At 71.2% G+C, this 19,087-nt stretch carries 20 protein-coding genes and 1 riboswitch; of the genes, 14 read left to right on the top strand and 6 right to left on the bottom strand.

Going from position 1 to position 19,087, the window contains the following annotated elements:
• Position 1: 1 nt before the first annotated feature.
• Entirely contained in the window at positions 2-490 is a 489-nt protein-coding gene (locus KIP79_RS25500; protein WP_214107443.1) for an inorganic diphosphatase, read from the bottom strand.
• A gap of 144 nt (positions 491-634) precedes the next feature.
• On the opposite strand from KIP79_RS25500, the gene dacB reads away from it, so the two are divergent.
• From dacB to KIP79_RS25445, 11 genes are all read left to right on the top strand, one after another.
• A complete protein-coding gene (dacB, locus tag KIP79_RS25495; RefSeq protein WP_308169886.1) occupies positions 635-2,017 on the top strand; it encodes a D-alanyl-D-alanine carboxypeptidase/D-alanyl-D-alanine endopeptidase in 1,383 nt (460 codons plus the stop codon).
• A gap of 57 nt (positions 2,018-2,074) precedes the next feature.
• Positions 2,075-3,223 (top strand): Rv3626c family coenzyme F420 biosynthesis-associated protein, encoded by a 1,149-nt coding sequence (locus KIP79_RS25490; protein ID WP_214107441.1) that lies wholly within the window; start codon positions 2,075-2,077, stop codon positions 3,221-3,223.
• Between the two features lie 27 nt (positions 3,224-3,250).
• Positions 3,251-4,228 (top strand): tRNA lysidine(34) synthetase TilS, encoded by a 978-nt coding sequence (gene tilS, locus KIP79_RS25485; RefSeq protein ID WP_214107440.1) that lies wholly within the window; start codon positions 3,251-3,253, stop codon positions 4,226-4,228.
• Positions 4,229-4,332: 104 nt separating this feature from the next.
• On the top strand, positions 4,333-4,890 hold the full coding sequence (hpt, locus tag KIP79_RS25480) for a hypoxanthine phosphoribosyltransferase (RefSeq protein ID WP_214107439.1): 558 nt from the start codon (positions 4,333-4,335) through the stop codon (positions 4,888-4,890).
• A 261-nt stretch (positions 4,891-5,151) separates the two neighbouring features.
• A complete protein-coding gene (gene ftsH, locus KIP79_RS25475; protein ID WP_214107438.1) occupies positions 5,152-7,173 on the top strand; it encodes an ATP-dependent zinc metalloprotease FtsH in 2,022 nt (673 codons plus the stop codon).
• Positions 7,174-7,758: a GTP cyclohydrolase I FolE gene (folE, locus tag KIP79_RS25470; protein WP_214107437.1), complete on the top strand. Its 585-nt coding sequence runs from the start codon at positions 7,174-7,176 to the stop codon at positions 7,756-7,758.
• Positions 7,759-7,867: 109 nt separating this feature from the next.
• Entirely contained in the window at positions 7,868-8,770 is a 903-nt protein-coding gene (gene folP / locus KIP79_RS25465) for a dihydropteroate synthase (RefSeq protein WP_443611859.1), read from the top strand.
• A gap of 8 nt (positions 8,771-8,778) precedes the next feature.
• Positions 8,779-9,228 (top strand): nuclear transport factor 2 family protein, encoded by a 450-nt coding sequence (locus KIP79_RS25460; RefSeq protein WP_214107436.1) that lies wholly within the window; start codon positions 8,779-8,781, stop codon positions 9,226-9,228.
• Entirely contained in the window at positions 9,228-9,587 is a 360-nt protein-coding gene (gene folB, locus KIP79_RS25455; protein WP_214107435.1) for a dihydroneopterin aldolase, read from the top strand. Before KIP79_RS25460 ends, folB begins: the two co-directional genes overlap by 1 nt.
• Positions 9,584-10,084, top strand: a complete 501-nt coding sequence (gene folK / locus KIP79_RS25450) for a 2-amino-4-hydroxy-6-hydroxymethyldihydropteridine diphosphokinase (RefSeq protein ID WP_214107434.1) — start codon at positions 9,584-9,586, stop codon at positions 10,082-10,084. Before folB ends, folK begins: the two co-directional genes overlap by 4 nt.
• Positions 10,085-10,108: 24 nt before the next feature.
• Positions 10,109-10,561, top strand: a complete 453-nt coding sequence (locus KIP79_RS25445; protein WP_214107433.1) for a DUF3180 domain-containing protein — start codon at positions 10,109-10,111, stop codon at positions 10,559-10,561.
• Here the strand turns inward: KIP79_RS25445 and KIP79_RS25440 are convergent, their stop codons facing one another.
• Both KIP79_RS25440 and KIP79_RS25435 read right to left on the bottom strand, forming a co-directional pair.
• Positions 10,562-11,725 (bottom strand): NADH-quinone oxidoreductase subunit D, encoded by a 1,164-nt coding sequence (locus KIP79_RS25440; protein WP_214107432.1) that lies wholly within the window; start codon positions 11,723-11,725, stop codon positions 10,562-10,564.
• Positions 11,726-11,755: 30 nt separating this feature from the next.
• Positions 11,756-12,982 carry an aminotransferase class V-fold PLP-dependent enzyme gene (locus tag KIP79_RS25435; RefSeq protein WP_214107431.1) on the bottom strand — a complete coding sequence of 409 codons (1,227 nt, stop codon included), beginning with the start codon at positions 12,980-12,982 and terminating at the stop codon, positions 11,756-11,758.
• A gap of 34 nt (positions 12,983-13,016) precedes the next feature.
• Positions 13,017-13,131, bottom strand: a riboswitch (SAM riboswitch).
• Between the two features lie 80 nt (positions 13,132-13,211).
• On the opposite strand from KIP79_RS25435, the gene KIP79_RS25430 reads away from it, so the two are divergent.
• Entirely contained in the window at positions 13,212-14,399 is a 1,188-nt protein-coding gene (locus KIP79_RS25430) for a cytochrome P450 (RefSeq protein WP_250213810.1), read from the top strand.
• Here KIP79_RS25430 and KIP79_RS25425 read toward each other — a convergent pair.
• The 3 genes from KIP79_RS25425 to KIP79_RS25415 are packed head-to-tail and all read right to left on the bottom strand — an operon-like array spanning position 14,396 to position 17,075.
• Complete coding sequence (locus tag KIP79_RS25425) at positions 14,396-15,637, bottom strand: cation:proton antiporter (protein WP_214107429.1); 1,242 nt, start codon at positions 15,635-15,637, stop codon at positions 14,396-14,398. The genes KIP79_RS25430 and KIP79_RS25425 overlap by 4 nt on opposite strands.
• An 8-nt stretch (positions 15,638-15,645) precedes the next feature.
• Positions 15,646-16,128 carry a cation:proton antiporter regulatory subunit gene (locus KIP79_RS25420; RefSeq protein WP_214107428.1) on the bottom strand — a complete coding sequence of 161 codons (483 nt, stop codon included), beginning with the start codon at positions 16,126-16,128 and terminating at the stop codon, positions 15,646-15,648.
• A 5-nt stretch (positions 16,129-16,133) separates the two neighbouring features.
• Complete coding sequence (locus KIP79_RS25415) at positions 16,134-17,075, bottom strand: SAM-dependent methyltransferase (protein WP_214107427.1); 942 nt, start codon at positions 17,073-17,075, stop codon at positions 16,134-16,136.
• 234 nt (positions 17,076-17,309) lie between these two features.
• Here KIP79_RS25415 and KIP79_RS25410 point away from each other — a divergent pair, with 234 nt between their 5' ends.
• Positions 17,310-18,200 carry a Rossmann-like and DUF2520 domain-containing protein gene (locus tag KIP79_RS25410; RefSeq protein WP_214107426.1) on the top strand — a complete coding sequence of 297 codons (891 nt, stop codon included), beginning with the start codon at positions 17,310-17,312 and terminating at the stop codon, positions 18,198-18,200.
• Positions 18,191-19,039: a pantoate--beta-alanine ligase gene (gene panC, locus KIP79_RS25405; protein ID WP_214107425.1), complete on the top strand. Its 849-nt coding sequence runs from the start codon at positions 18,191-18,193 to the stop codon at positions 19,037-19,039. The genes KIP79_RS25410 and panC overlap by 10 nt, the downstream gene beginning before the upstream one ends.
• Positions 19,040-19,087: the final 48 nt, after the last annotated feature.

Below are 19,087 nucleotides of genomic sequence, written 5' to 3'. Positions count from 1 at the left end.
GTCAATGATCCTCGGTTTGGGCGCGCTTGATGGAACGTTCGATCTCCAGCTCGGCCTCCACCCGGCCCACCCAGTTGGCGCCCTCGACCGACTTGCCGGGTTCCAGGTCCTTGTACACCTCGAAGAAGTGCTGGATCTCCAGCCGGTCGAACTCGGGAACGTGGTGGATGTCCCTGATGTGCTCCATCCGGGGGTCGGTGGCGGGCACACAGAGCACCTTGTCGTCCCCGCCCTTCTCGTCGGTCATCCGGAACATGCCGACCGCGCGGCACTTGATCAGGCAGCCGGGGAAGGTCGGCTCCTGGAGGAGGACGAGGGCGTCCAGAGGGTCGCCGTCCTCGCCGAGGGTGTTCTCGATGAAGCCGTAGTCCGCGGGGTACTGGGTGGAAGTGAAGAGCATGCGGTCCAGGCGGATCCGCCCGGTCTCGTGGTCCACTTCGTACTTGTTCCGTTGCCCCTTCGGAATCTCAACGACAACGTCGAATTGCACTGCGGTTCCTCCGCTCAAGCACTCCGGGCGGTCCCGGGGTGGCATTAGTGTCTCGTTTAGCCAGAATCGCGTGACCTGGGCGGTCGTACCGGAACACCGCCCGGGAACATCCAGGAACCCGTATAGCAGGGAGAGGTTACGTTGGTGCGACGCGAGCGGTGGGTGGTGCTGGTCACCCTCGCCCTGTTGCAGGCGTTCGCCGTCGCCGTGGGCGTCTATGTGATCGCCAACGGCATCGGCCGGCTGCCTCTCCCCATCGCGTCACCACAACCGACCCCCACCCCGATCGTCACCGCCGGCCCGGTGCTGGTCGCAGCGGAGGATGGACCCCTCCCCGCCAAGGGTACTTTGAGCTCCCTGCTCGGCGCGGCGCTGGGGGACCCTGAGGCGGCGGGCAATCTGGCCGCCGCTGTGATCGACACCGAGACCGGGCAGACTCTCTTCGACTCCGCGGCCGCCCGCGCACTCACCCCCGCCTCCACCACCAAGGTCGTCACCGGGGTGGCCGCGCTCGCCTCTCTCGGCGCCGACGCGCGGTTGAGCACCCGGGTGGCCCGCTCGGGGAAGACCTCGATCGTGCTGATCGGCGGCGGCGACCCGACCCTGGCCGGGCCCAGGACCGACGCCAAGAAACGGATCTACCCCCGTCCCGCCTCGCTGGCCGTGCTCGCCGCCCGCACCGCCAAGGCACTGAAGGCGGACGGCGTCAGAGCGGTCTCCCTCCGGTACGACGCCACCCTGTTCCAGGGGCCGGTGCTCGCCCCCGGGTGGAAACCGACGTACGTGCCGGAGGGCAGCGCGGCCCCGGTGACCGCGCTGGCCATCGACGAGGGCCGGGTCTCCCCGGACAGCGACGCCCGCTCCGCCGACCCGCCCCAGGCCGCGGCCACCGCCTTCGCCGCGCTGCTGGAGAAGAATGGGATCAAGGTCGGCGACACCATCCGCCCCGGCAAGGCCACCCCCGCCTTCCCCGAGGTGGCCAAGGTCGACTCGCCCCCCGTCTACCAGCTGGTCGAACACATGCTCACGGAGAGCGACAACGACCTGGCCGAGGCGCTGGCCCGGCAGGTCGCGATCAAGGAGCAGCAGCCTGCCACCTTCCTCGGCCAGGCCGAGGCCGTACGGCGGGTGCTCACCCGGCTCGGCGCCGCCGACGGCGTCGAGGTGCACGACGGCAGCGGCCTGTCCACCCGCAACCGCATCACCCCCGCCGCCCTGGCCAAACTGGTCGCGCTGGCCGCCTCCCCCGCCCACCCCCAACTGCACACGCTGGTCAGCGGCCTGCCGGTGGCCGGTTACACCGGCACCCTGCACAACCGCTACGACCAGGCCGAATCCCGGCCCGGAGCCGGATTGGTGCGCGCCAAGACGGGCACGCTCAACGGAGTGAACACGTTGACCGGCCTGGTCTACACGGTGGACGGACGGCTGCTCAGCTTCGCGTTCATGGCCAACGACGTGGCTAATCCGACGAAGGCGGTGGCCATGCTCGACCGGCTGGCCGCCATCGTCTCGCGCGCGTCCTGACCGCCTGACATACGGTGGGAAACATGCGGAACCAAGCAGAGGAACGGTGAGGACGCCATGCCCGCAGTGATCGATTGGGACCTCGCCGTCGCCACGGGGGTGCGTTTGGTCCGCCCCGGGCCGCAGGTCAGCCGGGAGGAGGCCAGGCAGGCGGTCGCCGAGCTCCGGCGGCTCTCCCGGGAGGCCGAGGGCCACGTCAAGGACTTCACCGGGATCGACTCCGCGCCGCCCGAGGAGGCCACGGTGGTGGACCGGCCCGGCTGGATCCGGGCCAACGTGGACGGCTTCAAGGTGGTCCTGGAACCCCTGACCCAGAAGGTCGGCTCGAACATGCCGGCCATCGTGAGCGCCGTCGGCTCCCGGATCACCGGGGTGGAGGTCGGGGCCGTGCTGGCCTTCCTGGCCTCCCGGGTGCTCGGGCAGTACGAGCTGTTCCTGCCGCCCGACCCCGACGGCAACGCGCCGACCGGCCGGTTGACCCTGGTCGCGCCCAACATCGTGCACGCGGAGCGGGAGCTGGGGGTGGACACCCGCGACTTCCGCCTCTGGGTCTGCTTGCACGAGGAGACCCACCGGGTGCAGTTCACCGGCGTGCCCTGGCTCCGGCCGTACCTGCAGGCGCAGATGACCGAGTTCCTCACCATCTCCGAGCTTGACCTGTCCACCCTGCTGGAGCGCATGCGGGACGTCACCGACGCGGTGGCCGACGCGTTCCGCGGCGGCGAGGGCAACATCATCGAGGCCATCCAGACGCCCGAGCAGAAGGCCGTGCTGGACCGGGTGACCGCGGTGATGACCCTGGTCGAGGGCCACGGCGACTACGTGATGGACGCGGTGGGCCCGAGCGTGGTGCCCACCGTGGCCGACATCCGGGCCAAGTTCCAGCGCCGCAGGGGCGGCGGCTCCCGGGTCGACCAGCTGATCCGCCGCCTGCTCGGCCTGGACCTCAAGATGAAGCAGTACGCGGAGGGCTCCACCTTCGTCCGCACCGTGGTGGACGAGGCCGGGATGGAGGGCTTCAACAAGGTCTGGACCTCGGCCGAGACCCTGCCCACCCGGCAGGAGATCGCTGACCCGCAGTCCTGGATGCGCCGGGTGCTCAGCAGCGGCGCGCTCCCGCCGAGCCAGAACGGCCAGAACGGTCACCACGGCCAGAACGGTGCCGCTCCCGCCGCCGAGCACGGCGAGGACGCCCCGGCGGAGTAGGCGTCCCCCTGGGGCCACAATGGCTCCATGGGGCCCCATCCCGCCGTCGCCGACATCCGCAGGGCCATCAGGGCCGCCCTGGCCGACCTGCCGCCCGGAGCGCTCGTGTTGGCCGCGTGCAGCGGCGGCGCCGACTCGCTGGCCCTGGCCGCCTGCCTCGGCTTCACCGCGCCCCGGATGGGCCTGCGGGCCGGTCTGCTCACCGTCGACCACGGTCTGCAGCCCGGCTCCGCCGACCGGGCCCGCGACCTGGTGCTGCTGGCGCCTGGCCTCGCCCTCGACCCGGCCGAGGCGCTCACCGTCACCGTGGGCACCGAGGGCGGCCCGGAGGCCGCTGCGCGGGCGGCCAGGTACGCCGCTCTGGACGCCGCCGCCGACCGCCTGGGCGCCGCCGCCGTACTGCTCGGCCACACCCTCAACGACCAGGCCGAGACCGTGCTCTTCCGGCTCTCCCGGGGCAGCGGCAGCCGCTCCCTGGCGGGCATGGCCGAGCGCGCCGGGCGGTACCGGCGGCCGCTGCTGGGCTTGAGCCGTACCCGTACCGAGCAGGCGTGCGCCGCCCTCGGGCTGGCCGTCTGGGAGGACCCGCACAACCAGGATCCGGCCTACCGCAGGGTGCGGGTGCGCCGGGAGGCGCTGCCCGCGCTGGAGACCGCGCTCGGCCCCGGCATCGCCGAGGCGCTGGCCCGCACCGCCCGGCTCTGCCGGGACGACGCCGACGCCCTGGACGAGTGGGCGGACGCGGTCTACGCCCAGGCCAGAGAGCTGGGCGCGGGCCTGGACGTGGCCACCCTGCGGGCGCTGCCCGCCGCGGTCCGGCGGCGGGTGATCCAGCGCGCGGCGGTGGCGGCCGGATCCCCGGCGGGCGCGCTCGCGGCCGTGCACATCGAGGAGGTGGACCGCCTGGTCACCGACTGGCGCGGCCAGCGCGGCGTCGACCTACCCGGGGGGGTCGGCGCACAGCGACGATGTGGCACCCTGATATTCGCCAGCAACCTCTGTTAACGAGAAACCCGTCCCATGGACAGCCACATAGCCTCCGACCAGGGGGCTCTCCGCTGTGGCTGCCCAGATCACGAGTTTCTCATTAATCCTAAGGAATCCCGCAGGTGGATGCAGCCGACCTGGGCAGTGACCTGTCCAACGTCCTCATTTCCGAAGACGAGCTCCAGGCCAAGATCAAAGAACTCGCCGGTCAGATCGACGCGGACTACGCCGGGAAGGATCTGCTGCTCGTCGGGGTGCTCAAGGGCGCCGTCATGATCATGGCCGACCTGGCCAGGGCTCTGCACCTTCCGGTCCAGATGGACTGGATGGCGGTGTCCTCGTACGGGGCGGGCACCAAGTCCTCCGGTGTGGTCCGGGTGCTCAAGGACCTCGACACCGACATCGCCGGCCGCCACGTGCTGGTGGTGGAGGACATCATCGACTCCGGGCTCACCCTGTCCTGGCTGATGAACAACCTCCAGTCGCGCAACCCGGCCTCCGCCGAGATCTGCGCCCTGCTCCGCAAGCCGGAGGCGGTCAAGGTGCCGATCGACGTGAAGTACGTCGGCTTCGACATACCCAACGAATTCGTGATCGGATACGGCCTGGACTACGCGGAGCAGTACCGGAACCTGCCATTCATCGGCACGCTCGCCCCGCATGTCTACGGTGGCGAGTAAGCCCTGAGCGAAGTACCCGGCCAAAGGCGCGTTATTTGCTCCCAGGTCGGGGAACACGGGCATCCCTGACGTACGTTGGTAGGCAGTACCGGGCGCTGGCCGCACAGTGACTCTGCGCGGCCGGGGCGGTGTACCTTCTGATAGCGCAGGGACAGCTCTGGGTAGTCAGTTGGAGCGGCAAACAGGTGCCGCGACCCCCTCGATGGAGGGGGGCCAGGCCGTGGTCAGGGAAGGGACGGGCCCGCCGGGGTTCCGCATCGGATGGATCTCAAGCGATTTACACGTGGGCCACTGTTGTGGATCCTTGGCATCGTCGTGGTTCTCCTGCTCGTCGCCTCGGTGTTCACCAGTGACGGCAACTACACCGCGACGGACACCTCCCAGGTGATGGAGCAGATCCAGACCGGGAACGTGCAGAACGCCAAGGTGATCGACAAGGAACAGCGCATCGAGCTGACCTTGATCAACGACGTCAAGGCGGGTAAGGACGGCCGGCTCACCAAGCGTATCCAGGCGCCCTGGGTGACCGGTCAGGGTGTCGAGCTGGTCAACCAGCTGGCCCAGCAGAAGGCCCAGGGCAAGGTCAAGGGCGGCTTCACCGTCGACGTGCCCAGGGAGAACTTCCTGGTCAGCCTGCTGCTCAGCTTCCTGCCCATCGTGATCATCGTCCTCATCTTCCTGTTCATCATGAACCAGATGCAGGGCGGCGGCTCCCGGGTGATGAACTTCGGGAAGTCCAAGGCGAAGCTGATCACCAAGGACACCCCCAAGACCACCTTCGCCGACGTGGCCGGCGCCGACGAGGCCATCGAGGAACTCCATGAGATCAAGGAGTTCCTCCAGGCCCCGGCCAAGTTCCAGGCCATCGGCGCCAAGATCCCCAAGGGCGTGCTGCTGTACGGCCCGCCCGGCACCGGCAAGACCCTGCTCGCGCGGGCGGTCGCCGGCGAGGCCGGGGTGCCGTTCTACTCGATCTCCGGTTCCGACTTCGTGGAGATGTTCGTCGGTGTCGGCGCCTCCCGGGTGCGCGACCTGTTCGAGCAGGCCAAGGCGAACGCCCCCGCGATCATCTTCATCGACGAGATCGACGCGGTGGGCCGCCACCGTGGCGCCGGTCTGGGCGGCGGCCACGACGAGCGTGAGCAGACCCTCAACCAGCTGCTGGTCGAGATGGACGGCTTCGACGTCAAGGGCGGCGTGATCCTGATCGCGGCCACCAACCGGCCCGACATCCTGGACCCGGCGCTGCTGCGCCCCGGCCGCTTCGACCGCCAGGTCACCGTGGACCGGCCCGACCTGGAGGGCCGCAAGGGCATCCTCAAGGTGCACGGCCGCGGCAAACCCTTCGCCGAGGGTGTGGACCTGGACGTGATCGCCCGCCGGACCCCCGGCTTCACCGGCGCCGACCTGGCCAACGTGATCAACGAGGCGGCGCTGCTGACCGCGCGGAACGACCAGAAGCTGATCACGATGGAAACCCTTGAGGAGTCCATCGACCGGGTCATGGCCGGGCCCGAGCGCAAGTCGCGGGTGATGTCCGACCAGGAGAAGAAGATCATCGCGTACCACGAGGGCGGCCACGCCCTGGTGGCGCACGCGCTGCCCAACTCCGACCCGGTGCACAAGATCACGATCCTGTCCCGGGGCCGGGCGCTCGGCTACACGATGACGCTGCCCATGGAGGACAAGTTCCTGGCCACCCGGTCGGAGATGAACGACCAGCTGGCCATGCTGCTCGGCGGCAGGACCGCCGAGGAACTGGTCTTCCACGAGCCCACCACCGGCGCCTCCAACGACATCGAGAAGGCCACCGCCATCGCCCGGCGCATGGTCACCGAGTACGGCATGAGCGAGAAGCTGGGCGCCCGCAAGTTCGGCTCAGGTAACGGCGAGGTCTTCCTCGGCCGCGAGATGGGCCACGAGCGGGACTACTCCGAGCAGATCGCCTCCACCATCGACGACGAGGTGCGCCGCCTGATCGAGTCGGCCCACGACATCGCCTGGGACGTTTTGGTGGAGTACCGGGACGTCCTGGACAACCTGGTGCTGGAGCTGATGGAGAAGGAGACCCTCTCCCGGGAGCAGGTCCTCCAGATCTTCGCCCCGGTGGTGCCCAAGGAGAAGCGTCCCTCCTACGCCGGGTACGGCAAGCGCCTGCCGTCCGACCGCCCGCCGGTCGTGACCGCCAAGGAACTGGCCAACGGCAACGGCTCCGCCCCGGCGCTCCAGGCCGGCAGCGGCGCCGCGGTTCAGCCCGCGACGCCCAAGAAGGACGAGGCCTGAGTGCCGGGCCCGCCCCCCAAGTTCGACCACGCCCGGATCGAGCGGGCCGTTCGGGAGATCCTTTTCGCCATCGGCGAGGATCCCGACCGGGACGGCCTGCTCGACACCCCCGCCCGGGTGGCCCGGGCGTTCGCGGAGCAGTTCGCCGGGCTGGGGCAGGCGCCCACGGACGCGCTGACCACGATGTTCGACGCGGACCACGACGAGATGGTGCTGGTCCGCGACATCGAGGTCTACAGCACCTGTGAGCACCACCTGGTGCCGTTCCACGGGGTGGCCCACGTCGGCTACATCCCGAACGAGAAGGGCCAGGTCACCGGTCTGTCCAAGCTGGCCAGACTGGTGGACGTGTACGCGCGCCGCCCGCAGGTCCAGGAGCGCATGACCTCGCAGATCGCCGACGCGATGGTGGAGGTGCTCGAGCCGCGCGGCGTGATCGTGGTGGTGGAGGCCGAGCACATGTGCATGGCGATGCGCGGGGTGCGCAAGCCGGGGGCCAAGACCATCACCTCTGCGGTGCGTGGCCTGTTCCGTGAGGACGACAAGACCCGTGCAGAGGCGATGTCGTTGATCATCGCGCGATGATCCCGATCGTTATCCACAGGCTGCGCCCACGCGACTGACGACGTCGGGTAAGAGCCTAGGCTTGGTGTTCAGGAGCGTGGCGTTCAGGTCGCAGGTGAGGAGCGAGAAGATGGCCGTGCCAGGGCTGCCCGATCTGGGGCGATGCCTGGTGATGGGCGTGGTCAACGTCACCCCCGACTCCTTCTCCGACGGTGGCCGCTGGTTCGACGTGGACGCGGCGGTGGCGCGTGGTCTCGAGCTGGTGGCCGAGGGCGCCGACCTGGTCGACGTGGGCGGGGAGTCCACCCGGCCGGGGGCGGCCAGGGTCCCGCTGGAGGAGGAGCTGCGCCGGGTGACGCCGGTGATCCGGGCGCTCAGCCAGGCCGGGGTGGTGGTCAGCGTGGACACCATGCGCGCCGAGGTGGCCGAGGCGGCCCTGGCGGCCGGGGCCCGGCTGGTCAACGACGTGAGCGGCGGGCTGGCCGACCCGGTGATGCCCCGCGTGGTCGCCGCCGCCCGGGTGCCGTACGTGGTGATGCACTGGCGCGGCCACAGCAGGGACATGGACAGCCGCGCCATTTACGCCGACGTGGTCACCGAGGTGGCCGAGGAACTGCGCAAGCGGGTGGACTCGGTGCTGGCCGAGGGGGTCGGGGAGGAGCAGATCGTGCTCGACCCGGGTCTTGGCTTCTCCAAGCAGCCCGAGCACAACTGGGAGCTCCTGGCCGGCCTGCCCGCGCTGGCCGAACTGGGCCACCCGCTGATCGTCGGGGCCTCCCGCAAACGGTTCCTGGGGCGGCTGCTGGCCGACCAGGACGGCGCGCCCCGCTCGTTCGACCAGAGCGACGACGCCACCCTCGCGGTGACCGCCCTGGCGGCCAGGGCGGGCGCCTGGTGCGTCCGGGTGCACGAGGTCCGGCCGAACGCCGACGCGGTCCGGGTGGCGGCGGCCTGGCGGCGGGCCGAGAAACGATCCGTCATCCCCGCCGCGGCGAGGCAAATGGCGGGGCAAACAGAGATCCGCGACCGGTGAGGGACGCCATGAAGGACGTTGAGGATCTCAACCAGGCGTTCTACAACGCCATCGAGAGCGCCGACCTGGACCGTATGTCCGAGATCTGGGTGGAGGACGTCGCGGGCCGGGTGGCCATGTGCGTGCATCCGGGCTGGCCGATGCTGAGCGGCCGCTCCGAGGTGCTCCGCTCGTGGGCACTGATCATGGCCAACACGCCCTACATCCAGTTCGTGCTGACCGACGTGAGCACCACCGTGCTCGGCGACGTGGCCGTGCTGACCTGCGCGGAGAACATCCTGACCGCGGCCGGCGCCGACGAGACCGGCTTCGCGGCGGGCCGGGTGGTGGCCACCAACACCTACGTGCGCACCCCGGAGGGCTGGCGGCTCTGGCACCACCACGGCTCCCCGGTCCTGCAGGGTGACGACGAAGACGAGGATGACGGCGAGGAGAACGCGGGAGGCGGATCCGGGTGATGGACAGCGTGGCACTGCGGGGGGTCCGCGCACGAGGGCGGCACGGCTGCCTGCCGGCCGAGCGGGAGCTGGGCCAGGAGTTCGTCGTGGACGCCACCCTCTTTCTGGACACCCGTCCGGCCGCGGCCGACGACGACCTGGCCAGGACGGTGGACTACGGCCGGCTGGCCGCGGAACTGGCCGCGATCGTGGCAGGGGAGCCGGTGAACCTGATCGAGACGCTGGCCGACCGGCTGGCCACGGCCTGTCTGACCCATGAGCCGGTGGTCGAGGCCGAGATCCGGGTGCACAAGCCAGCCGCCCCCATCGAGGTGCCGTTCGCGGACGTGGTGGTGACCGTGCGGAGGTCCCGGGCGTGAGGGTCGTGTTCGCCCTCGGCAGCAACCTCGGACGCCGGATCGACAACCTCCAGGGCGCCGTGGACGCGCTCTTCGACGCCCCCGGCATGACCTTCGTGGCGCTCTCCCCGGTGTACGAGACCGACCCGGTGGGCGGTCCCGAGCAGGGGGCGTACCTGAACGCCGTGGTGATCGCGGACTGTGAGGTGAGCGCACGCTCGATCCTGGAGCGCGCGCTGAGCGTCGAGGACGCCTTCGGCCGGGAGCGCAAGGAACGCTGGGGCCCGCGCACCCTGGACGTGGATCTGATCGCCGTGGAGGACCTGATCTCGGACGATCCCGAGCTGATCCTGCCCCACCCGCGCGCCCACGAGCGGGCCTTCGTGCTGGCGCCCTGGCTCCAGGCCGACCCGGCCGCGGAACTGCCCGGGTACGGTCCGGTGGCGGACCTGCTCGACGATCTCGACCAGAGCGGGGTCCGGCTCCGCACCGACCTTTCGCTGCAACCCCCGGTCTAGGAGCGCATCCGTGAAGAGTCAGCTGTGAAGCCGAGCAACCCTGGCGTCCTGGTGGGGCTGGTCATCATCTTCGCCGTGCTCACCTGGGCCGTGCTGAAGCAGGTGTACACCACGCTGCCCGCGCTGCCGTGGACGGCCATCCCGACGCTGCTGATCCTGGCCCTGGGGGAGGCGTACACGGGGTGGCTGACCCGGGGCAGGATCGCCCGCAAGCCCGGGACCAGGCCGGTGGAGCCGCTGGCGGTGGCCCGGCTGGCCGCGCTGGCCAAGGCCACCTCGGCCACGGGGGCGGTGTTCGCGGGGGTGTTCGGCGGCTTCGTCATCCACACCCTGGAGCTGATCGACGTGCCGGACCCCCGGCAGGACGCGTTCATCGCCGGCGGTTCGTTCGTCTCCTGCGTGCTGCTCATCTGCGCCGCCCTCTACCTGGAGTTCAGCTGCCGCGTCCCCGACCAGAAGGACCGCGACCAGAAGTAGCTACTTGTCGATGTCGCCGACGACGAAGAACATCGACCCGAGGATGGCCACCATGTCGGCCACCAGGTGGCCGGGCAGCATCTCGCGCAGCACCTGGACGTTGTTGTAGGAGGCGCTGCGCAGCTTCAGCCGCCACGGGGTCTTCTCGCCGCGCGAGACCAGGTAGTAGCCGTTGAGCCCGAGGGGGCTCTCGGTCCACGCGTACGTGTGCCCCTCCGGCGCTTTGAGGATCTTGGGCAGCCGCTGGTTGATCGGCCCGGGCGGGAGCTCCCTGAGCCGGGCCACGCAGGCGTCGGCCAGGTCCAGGGAGACCTTGAGCTGGTCGAGCAGGACCTCGAAGCGGGCGTGGCAGTCCCCGGCCGAGCGGGTGACCACCTTGACCGGGAGTTCCCCGTAGGCCAGGTATGGTTCGTCCCGCCGCAGGTCCAGGTCGAGGCCGGAGGCGCGGGCGATGGGGCCGCTCACGCCGTACTGAAGGATGGTCTCGCGGTCCAGCACGCCCACGCCGGTGGTGCGGGCCAGGAAGATCTCGTTCCCGCTGATCAGCTGCTCGATGTCGGGCAACCGGCGGCGCACCTCGGCCACGGCCTGGGTGGTGCGGTCCAGCCAGCCGAGCGGCAGGTCCTCCTTGAGGCCGCCCACCCGGTTGAACATGTAGTGCAGCCGCCCGCCGGAGATCTCCTCCATCACCGCCTGGATGGTCTCCCGCTCCCGGAAGGCGTAGAAGACCGGCGTGATCGCGCCCAGTTCCAGCGGGTAGGAGCCGAGGAACATCAGGTGGTTGAGCACCCGGTTGAGCTCGGCCAGCAGGGTGCGCGCCCAGACCGCCCGCACCGGCGGCTCCATGCCGAGCATGCGTTCCACCGCGATCACCACGCCGAGTTCGTTGGCGAACGCCGACAGCCAGTCGTGCCGGTTGGCCAGCACGATGATCTGGCGGTAGTCGCGCACCTCGAAGAGCTTCTCGGCACCCCGGTGCATGTAGCCGACGATCGGCTCGGCGGTGGCGATCCGCTCCCCGTCCAGGGTGAGGCGGAGCCGGAGCACGCCGTGCGTGGACGGGTGCTGCGGGCCGATGTTGAGGATCATGTCCTCGGTGGCCAGTTCCTTGCCGGGCACCGCCGCGGCGCCCGCGCCGACCCCAACGACTACCTCATGCGACACCTTTCCATGCTGCCACGACGCCACGATGCGTCAAAGCGCGCGCAGGGCGGCCAGCAGCCGGTCGACGTGCTCCTCGGTGCTGCCCAGGCCGATCGAGGCCCGGACCGCGCTCGCGGTGCCGTCTTCACAGCCGCCGTCCTCGACCCCGAGCAGGTGCCGGACGAACGGATGGGCGCAGAACTTCCCGTCCCGGACGCCGATGCCGTGCTCGCCGGCGAGAATCTCGGCCACCTCCCGGGCGGTCCGCCCCTCGACGGTGAAGGAGACGATGCCCACCCGGGGATGGTCGCCCGGCCAGAGTGCCAGCTCGCGCACCCGGGGGAGGGCGGCCAGCCCCGCCCGCAGGCGGCCGAGCAGGCGTTCCTCCTCGCGGATCAGCGCCGCCCAGCCGGTGGCGGCGAGCGTCTCGCAGGCCGCCGCCAGCGCGATCGCGCCCAGCACGTTGGGGGTGCCCGCCTCGTGCCTGGCCTGCGGGTCCGCGCTCCACTCCGCCGTCTCGCCGACCGCGCGCACCGCCCCGCCGCCCTTCAGGTACGGCTCCGCCGCGGTCAGCCAGTCCGGCCGCCCGATCAGCACGCCCGCTCCGAAGGGCGCGTAGAGCTTGTGCCCGGAGAAGGCCACGTAGTCCAGGTCGAGCGCGGCCACGTTGAGCGGCCGGTGCGGGGCCAGCTGCGCCGCGTCCACCGCGATCCTGGCCCCGTGCCGGTGCGCGACGTGGGCCAGACCGGCGATCGGCCAGAGCTCCCCGGTCACGTTGGAGGCCGCGGTGACCACCAGCAGCGCGGGTCCCTCGACGCCGGCCAGCGCCTCGTCGGCGGCCCGGATGGCCTCGCCGGGCAGGGCGGGGGGCGTCAGCCGTACGGGGGAGGGCCAGGGCAGCAGGGTGGCGTGGTGTTCGGTGTCGAAGACGATCACGGTGGTGCCCTCGGGCAGGCTCCTGGCCAGCAGGTTCATCGCGTCGGTGGTGTTGCGCACGAAGAGCACCGCGTCGTCGGTCCTGGCGCCGGCGAACGCGCCCACGGTCTGCCTGGCCCGCTCGTAGCGGCAGGTGGTGACCTGGGAGGCGTATCCGGCCCCCCGGTGCACGCTGGAGTAGGCGGGCAGGGCGGCGGCCACCGCGTCCCTGACCGTCTCCAGACAGGGCGCGCTCGCCGCGTAGTCGAGGTTCGCGTACGGCACCAGCCGCCCGTCCCGCAACGGCGCCTGAAGATCGGAGCCGACGACGGCGGGCAGGCCGAGAGTGAGCGTGGCGGACATGGGACGCCTCCTGGGGTCATGGGACCCCCTCAGGAGTCCGCGCTTGCCCGGCGCACCCCGCGCCGGACCCGGTCCTCACCCGGGGCACCCCGCCACGGACGGAGGGTTGCCGGCCAGCAAGCCGGGGCTGTGCGCTGGCACTCATGACCTGAGTCGAGACTATAGCCCACCGTTGCGACGAAATTCTCGGCAGGATACGCCGGATACAGCACCCATCCCGCCCTCTAGCATGTGTTTTGTGCAGTTTGATCCTTGGAATCCCGAGTTCGTGGCCCACCCCTACGCGGCGTACCGGGAGCTCCGCGACCAGCGCCCCGTCAGCTTCTTCGAGCCCACAGGACAGTGGCTGATCGCCCGCCACGAGGACGTCAACGCGCTGCTCAGGGACCGCAGGCTGGGCCGGTCCTACCTGCACGTGGCCGGCCACGAGGAGTTCGGCAGGGAAGCGGAGCCGGACTTCCAGGAACCGTTCTGGCGGGTGGTCAGGGCGGGCATGCTGGACGTGGAACCCCCGGTCCACACCCATCTGCGCCGCCAGGTCTCCAAGGCGTTCACGCCCCGGATGGTGGAGTCGCTCCGCCCCAGGATCGCCGCGATGGCCGCCGAACTCGCCCGCGGCCTGGCCGAACGCGGCGGCGGCGACCTGATCGCCGAGGTGGCCGAGCCGCTGCCGGTCACCGTCATCGCCGAGATGCTCGGCGTGCCCGAGACCGACCGCCCCCTGCTCCGGCCCTGGTCGGCCGACATCTGCGGCATGTACGAGCTCAACCCCACCCTGGAGGCCCAGCACACGGCGGTCAGGGCCGCCAAGGAGTTCGCCGACTACCTGCGCGAACTCAGCCGCCTGCGCCGGGAGAACCCCGGGGACGACCTGATCAGCGCGCTCACCCGGGTCGAGCTGACCGAGGACGAGCTGATCGGCACCTGTGTGCTGCTGCTCAACGCCGGGCACGAGGCCACCGTCAACGTCACCGGCAACGGCTGGTGGTCGCTCTTCCGCAACCCCGGCGAGCTCGCCAGGCTCCGCGCCGACCGCTCGCTGCTGCCCGCGGCGATCGAGGAGCTGATGCGCTACGACACCCCGCTCCAGATGTTCGAGCGCTGGGTGCTTGAGGACATCGAGGTCGGCGGGGTGCGCATCCCGCGCGGCGTCGAGGTCGCCCTGCTCTTCGGCTCGGCCAACCGGGACCCTGAGGCGTTCGCGGAACCGGACCGGCTGGACGTGGGCCGGGCCGACAACCCGCACATCTCCTTCGGCGCGGGCATCCACTTCTGCCTGGGCGCGCCGCTGGCCCGGGTGGAGCTCGCCGAGTCCTTCGGCGCGCTCCTCGACCTGGACCTGGAACTGGTCGAGGAGCCCACCTGGAAGCCCGGTTACGTGATCCGCGGCCTGGAGTCGCTGCAGGTGTCGGTCTAGGGATACCCCGTTTCGGAGATGCCCCGCTCCGACGGCACCGGGCTGCTCTGCTTGCGCAGCGCGATGGCGTTCACCAGCGGCTGGATGCCCCGCGCCGCCAGCGGCCCGAAGGCGGCCAGGATCAGCACGTAGCCGGCGGCCAGCGGGCCCAGGTCCGGGTGCACGCCGGCGGCCACCGCCAGCCCGGCGATGACGATGTTGAACTCACCGCGGGGGACGAGCGCGATACCGGCCCGGATGCGCCCGGCCTTGGCGATCCCGGCCCGGCGGGCCGCGTACGCGCCGGTGAGCAGCTTGGTGATCATGCTGGCCAGGGCGAGCAGCGCGGCCAGGCCGGCCACCGGGAGGATCTTCGTCGGGTCGGTCTGCAGGCCGAAGAAGACGAAGAACACCGCCGCGAACAGGTCCCTGATCGGCATCAGCAGCGCCCGCGTCTCGTGCGCCAGCTCCCCGGACAGGGCGATGCCCACCAGGAACGCCCCGACCGCCGCCGAGACCTGGAGCTGCTGGGCGATGCCGGCCACCAGCAGGGCCAGGCCGATCACCTTCAGCAGCAGCACCTCGGAGTTGGGGCTGGCCACGAACTTCTCGATCCAGTTGCCGAAGCGCAGCGCGATCACCAGGACCACGGTCACCGTGCCCAGCGCGATGGCCACCGTGATCGAGCCGGTCACCAGCCCGGCCCCGGCCAGCAGCGCGGTCAGGATGGGCAGGTAGAGGGCCATGGTCAGGTCCTCGAAGACCAGCAGCGAGAGCACCACCGGGGTCTCGCGGTTACCGATCCACCCCAGGTCGGACAGGACCTTGGCGGTGATGCCGGAGGAGGTGGCGTAGGTCACCCCGGCCATGGCCACGGCCGCGACCGGCCCCCAGCCGAGCAACAGCGCGGCGATCGCGCCCGGCGCGGCGTTGAGCACCAGGTCGACCAGGCCGCCCGGGGCGTTGCTCTTGAGGCTGGTCACCAGTTCGTCGGCGTTGTACTCCAGGCCGAGAGTCAGCAGCAGCAGGATGACGCCCAGCTCGGCGCCGACTTCGATGAAGTTCTCACTGGTGGCCAGCGGCAAGATGCCGCCCGTGCCGAAGGCGAGACCGGCGATCAGGTAGAGGGGAATGGGAGAGATGCCGACGCGCAGTGCCAGTGCGCCGAGCACACCGAGGCCGAGGATGACTCCGCCTAGTTCGAGGAAAAGGATCGCGACCGAATCCGAGGACGCGCTTACGGCGAGGAGAGCGGGCACGCGGCGGCCTATCCGTCGGTCAGTATGTCGGCTACGGCGGCGGTGTTCTCCTCGTCTCCCACCACGACCACCACATCCCCGGCCAGGAAGCGGAAGTCCGGTGTTGGACTGGCGTGGACCTGCCCGGCCCGGACCACGGCCACCACCGAGGCGCCGGTCCTGGTGCGGACCCGGGCGTCGCCGAGGGTGCGCCCGTCGTACGGCGAGCGCGGCGTGATCGGGAGCTGCAGGCTGACCAGGCCCTCCACCTCGCGGTGCAGGGCGTTGAGGCGCTGCACGATGCGCGGCGCCCCGAGCAGTTCCACCAGTGCGTCCGCCTCGTCGTCGTTGAGGTGGATGTTCTCGCAGGCGCTGTCCTGGTCATACTTGTCGTAGATGATCAGGTCCCGGCGCCCGGTCCGGTGTGAGACGACGCCGATACGGCGGCCGGTGTGGGTGGTGAACTCGTGTTTGAGTCCGATCCCCGGCAGTGAAGTCTGTTCGATTTCCACGACGTTTACCGTATCTGGGTCAGCCAGCCGAATGCGCCCAGGCCCGTGGCGTCGATCAGCTCGGCCTCCGCCGTGGCCAGGCTGAGCGCGCGCAGGTAGCCCGCCGGGTCGGTGCGGGCCTGTTCCAGCGGGGGGCGGGCGCCGCGTACGCCCAGCTCACGTAGGGCTTCGCGCTGGGTGGTGAGCACGGTTTCCGCGGCTCCGGCCCGCTCGCCGGCGGCGGCGCAGGCGTCCAGCGCGACGTGCGCGGTCAGGTCGCGGGAGCCGTCCGGCACCGGGGCGACCTGCTGGCCGTCCCGGTAGCCGGTCAGCGTGCCGAGCGGCGGCCTGGTCTGCCGGGTGTGCGAGTAGTCCACGGCCACCGCCATGCCCCGCTCCAGCGCGGCGACCAGCTCCGCCCAGGCGTCGTCGCGCGGCCATCCGATCTCGGCCCGTTCCCCGCCCGGCCACCAGCGGGCGAGCCACTCCCGGTCCCGCTCCGACGGCGGCCCGCCGTCCCGCTCGGCCCCGGTCGCCGGGTCCACCAGCACCAGCCGGGACCCGCGCGCCACGTCCAGCGGCACGTTGTCCAGCCACTCGTTGGCGAAGATCAGCCCCGTCACCCCCGGCGGGACGGCCGCCGCCCACCGGATCCGCCCGTCCAGGTCCCGCGGCCGGTCCGACAGGTCCACGGCGGTCACCCGGAGCCGCCCCGCCAGTTCCGGCGGCGCGCCCGCCAGCACCTGGGCGGCGAGTCTGCCGTCCCCCGCGCCCATGTCCACGAAGTCGAGCACGGCCGGGCCGCCGAGCCGCCGGTCGACCCGCGCCAGCAGCCGGGTCACCCCCGCGCCGAACGCGGGCGAGACGTGGACCGAGGTCCGGAAGTGCCGGTGCGGGCGCTCGCGCCGGTAGAAGCCGCCGGCGCCGTAGAGCGCCCTGGCCATCGCCTCCCGCCAGCTGAGCCACACAACGGCTGACCTTATCGCGACACGAGGAGTAGCGGGTTGACCACGCCATGCGCATTCTTTGCGGTACCGTGGAGCGGCGTCCCGGCCCGCTCCCCCGGCGGGCACGGTACGCCGTTACAGACAGCGCCCGCGACAATAACGCGACAGGAAAGTGATCAAGCCCTAACCCAGCTTGCCCGCTCCCTTCCGTGCTTCTTCATCTCCCCCCGTTACGCTGGCGATCGGGAGGACGGCATGGACACAAGCGATCGCCCCGCACGGTTGGCCGTGGGGGTGCTCGGCGCCGGCCGGGTCGGTTCCGTGCTCGGGGCCGCACTGGCGCAGGCGGGCCACCGGGTGGTGGCGGCCAGTGGGGTCTCCGACGCGTCCGAGCGGCGGGCGAGCGAAACGTTGGGAGTGGCGCTGTCCCGGCCCGACGACGTGATCAGACGGGCCGAACTGGTCCTGCTCACCGTGCCGGACGACGTGCTCCCCGGCCTGGTCGCCGGGCTCGCCGCCACCGGCGCGGACCTGCGCGGCAAGCTCCTGGTACACGCCAGCGGGGCGTACGGTCTGGGCGTGCTGGCCCCGGCGGTGGCGGCGGGGGCCGTCCCGCTGGCGCTCCACCCGGTGATGACCTTCACCGGCCGCCCCGACGACCTCAACCGGCTCACCGGCTGCTCGTTCGGGGTGACCGCGCCGGACGGGCTGCGCCCGGTGGCCGAGGCGCTGGTGATCGAGATGGGCGGCGAGCCGGTCTGGATCGCCGAGGCCGACCGCGCGCTCTACCACGCGGCCATCGCCGGGGCCGCCAACCACATGGTCACCCTGATCGCCGAGTCGCAGGACCTGCTGGCCAGAATCGGGGTGGAGCACCCGGGCCGCATGCTCGGGCCGCTGCTCGGCGCCGCGCTGGACAACGTGCTCAGGCTCGGCATCAACGGCCTCACCGGACCGGTGGTCCGGGGCGACGCCGGGACGGTGCGTAAGCATGTGGACGCGCTGATCCTGGCCGCGCCGGAGGCCGCCGACGCCTACATCGCGCTGGCCAGGCTGACCGCCGACCGGGCGCTGGCCGCCGGGCTGCTCAAACCGGAGGCGGCCGAGCTCCTGCTGGACGCGCTGGGAGGGAACATATGGACCTGATCGTCGCCGGGAACCGCGCCGAGCTGCGCAAGGCCAGGGAGGTCGCCGGTCCTGGCCGGTACGCGCTGGTGCCGACCATGGGGGCGCTGCACGAGGGCCACCGGTCGCTGATCCGGCTGGCCGGGGAGCGTGCCGAGCACGTGGTGGTGAGCATCTTCGTCAACCCCCTCCAGTTCGGCCCGAACGAGGACTTCTCCCGCTATCCCCGGACCTTCGACGCCGACCTGGCGGTCTGCGAGCAGGAGGGGGTCCGGGCGGTCTTCGCCCCGTCCGCCGCCGACATGTACCTGCCGGACCGGCAGGTGGCGGTCTCGGCCGGCGCCATGGGCACGGTGGTCGAGGGGGCGTTTCGGCCCGGCCATTTCGACGGGGTCCTCACCGTGGTGCTGAAGCTCTTCAACCTGGTCCAGCCGGACCTGGCGATCTTCGGCCAGAAGGACGCCCAGCAGTTGGCGTTGATCCGGCGCATGGTGGCCGACCTGGACGTGCCGGTCGAGATCGTGGCGGCCCCGACGGTCCGGGAGCCGGACGGGCTGGCGCTGTCCAGCCGGAACCGGTACCTGTCGGCCAGGGAGCGGGTCACCGCGCTGGAGCTGTCCCGGGCGTTGCGGGCGGGAGCCGTACAGCGGGAGCCGGCGCGGATCAGGCAGGCCGCCAGGGCGGTGCTGGAGGAGGCGGCCCGGCTGGATCCGCCGCTGCTGCTCGACTACCTGGCGCTGGTGGACCCCGCCTCGTTCACCGACGTGGGGGAGGGCTACCGGAGGCAGGCGGTGCTGGCCGTGGCCGCCAAGGTCGGGACCACCCGGCTCATCGACAATATGGTGCTTGACCTGGGCTGACGGCGATCTGGCCACCCGGGGACGGGAAACGTGCGCCCAGGCGTTATC

This window comes from Acrocarpospora catenulata, from assembly GCF_018476525.1.
GTDB lineage: Bacteria > Actinomycetota > Actinomycetes > Streptosporangiales > Streptosporangiaceae > Acrocarpospora > Acrocarpospora catenulata.
The sequence above is the reverse complement of the archived record's forward strand: the minus strand, read 5'-3'. Positions and strand labels throughout refer to the sequence as shown.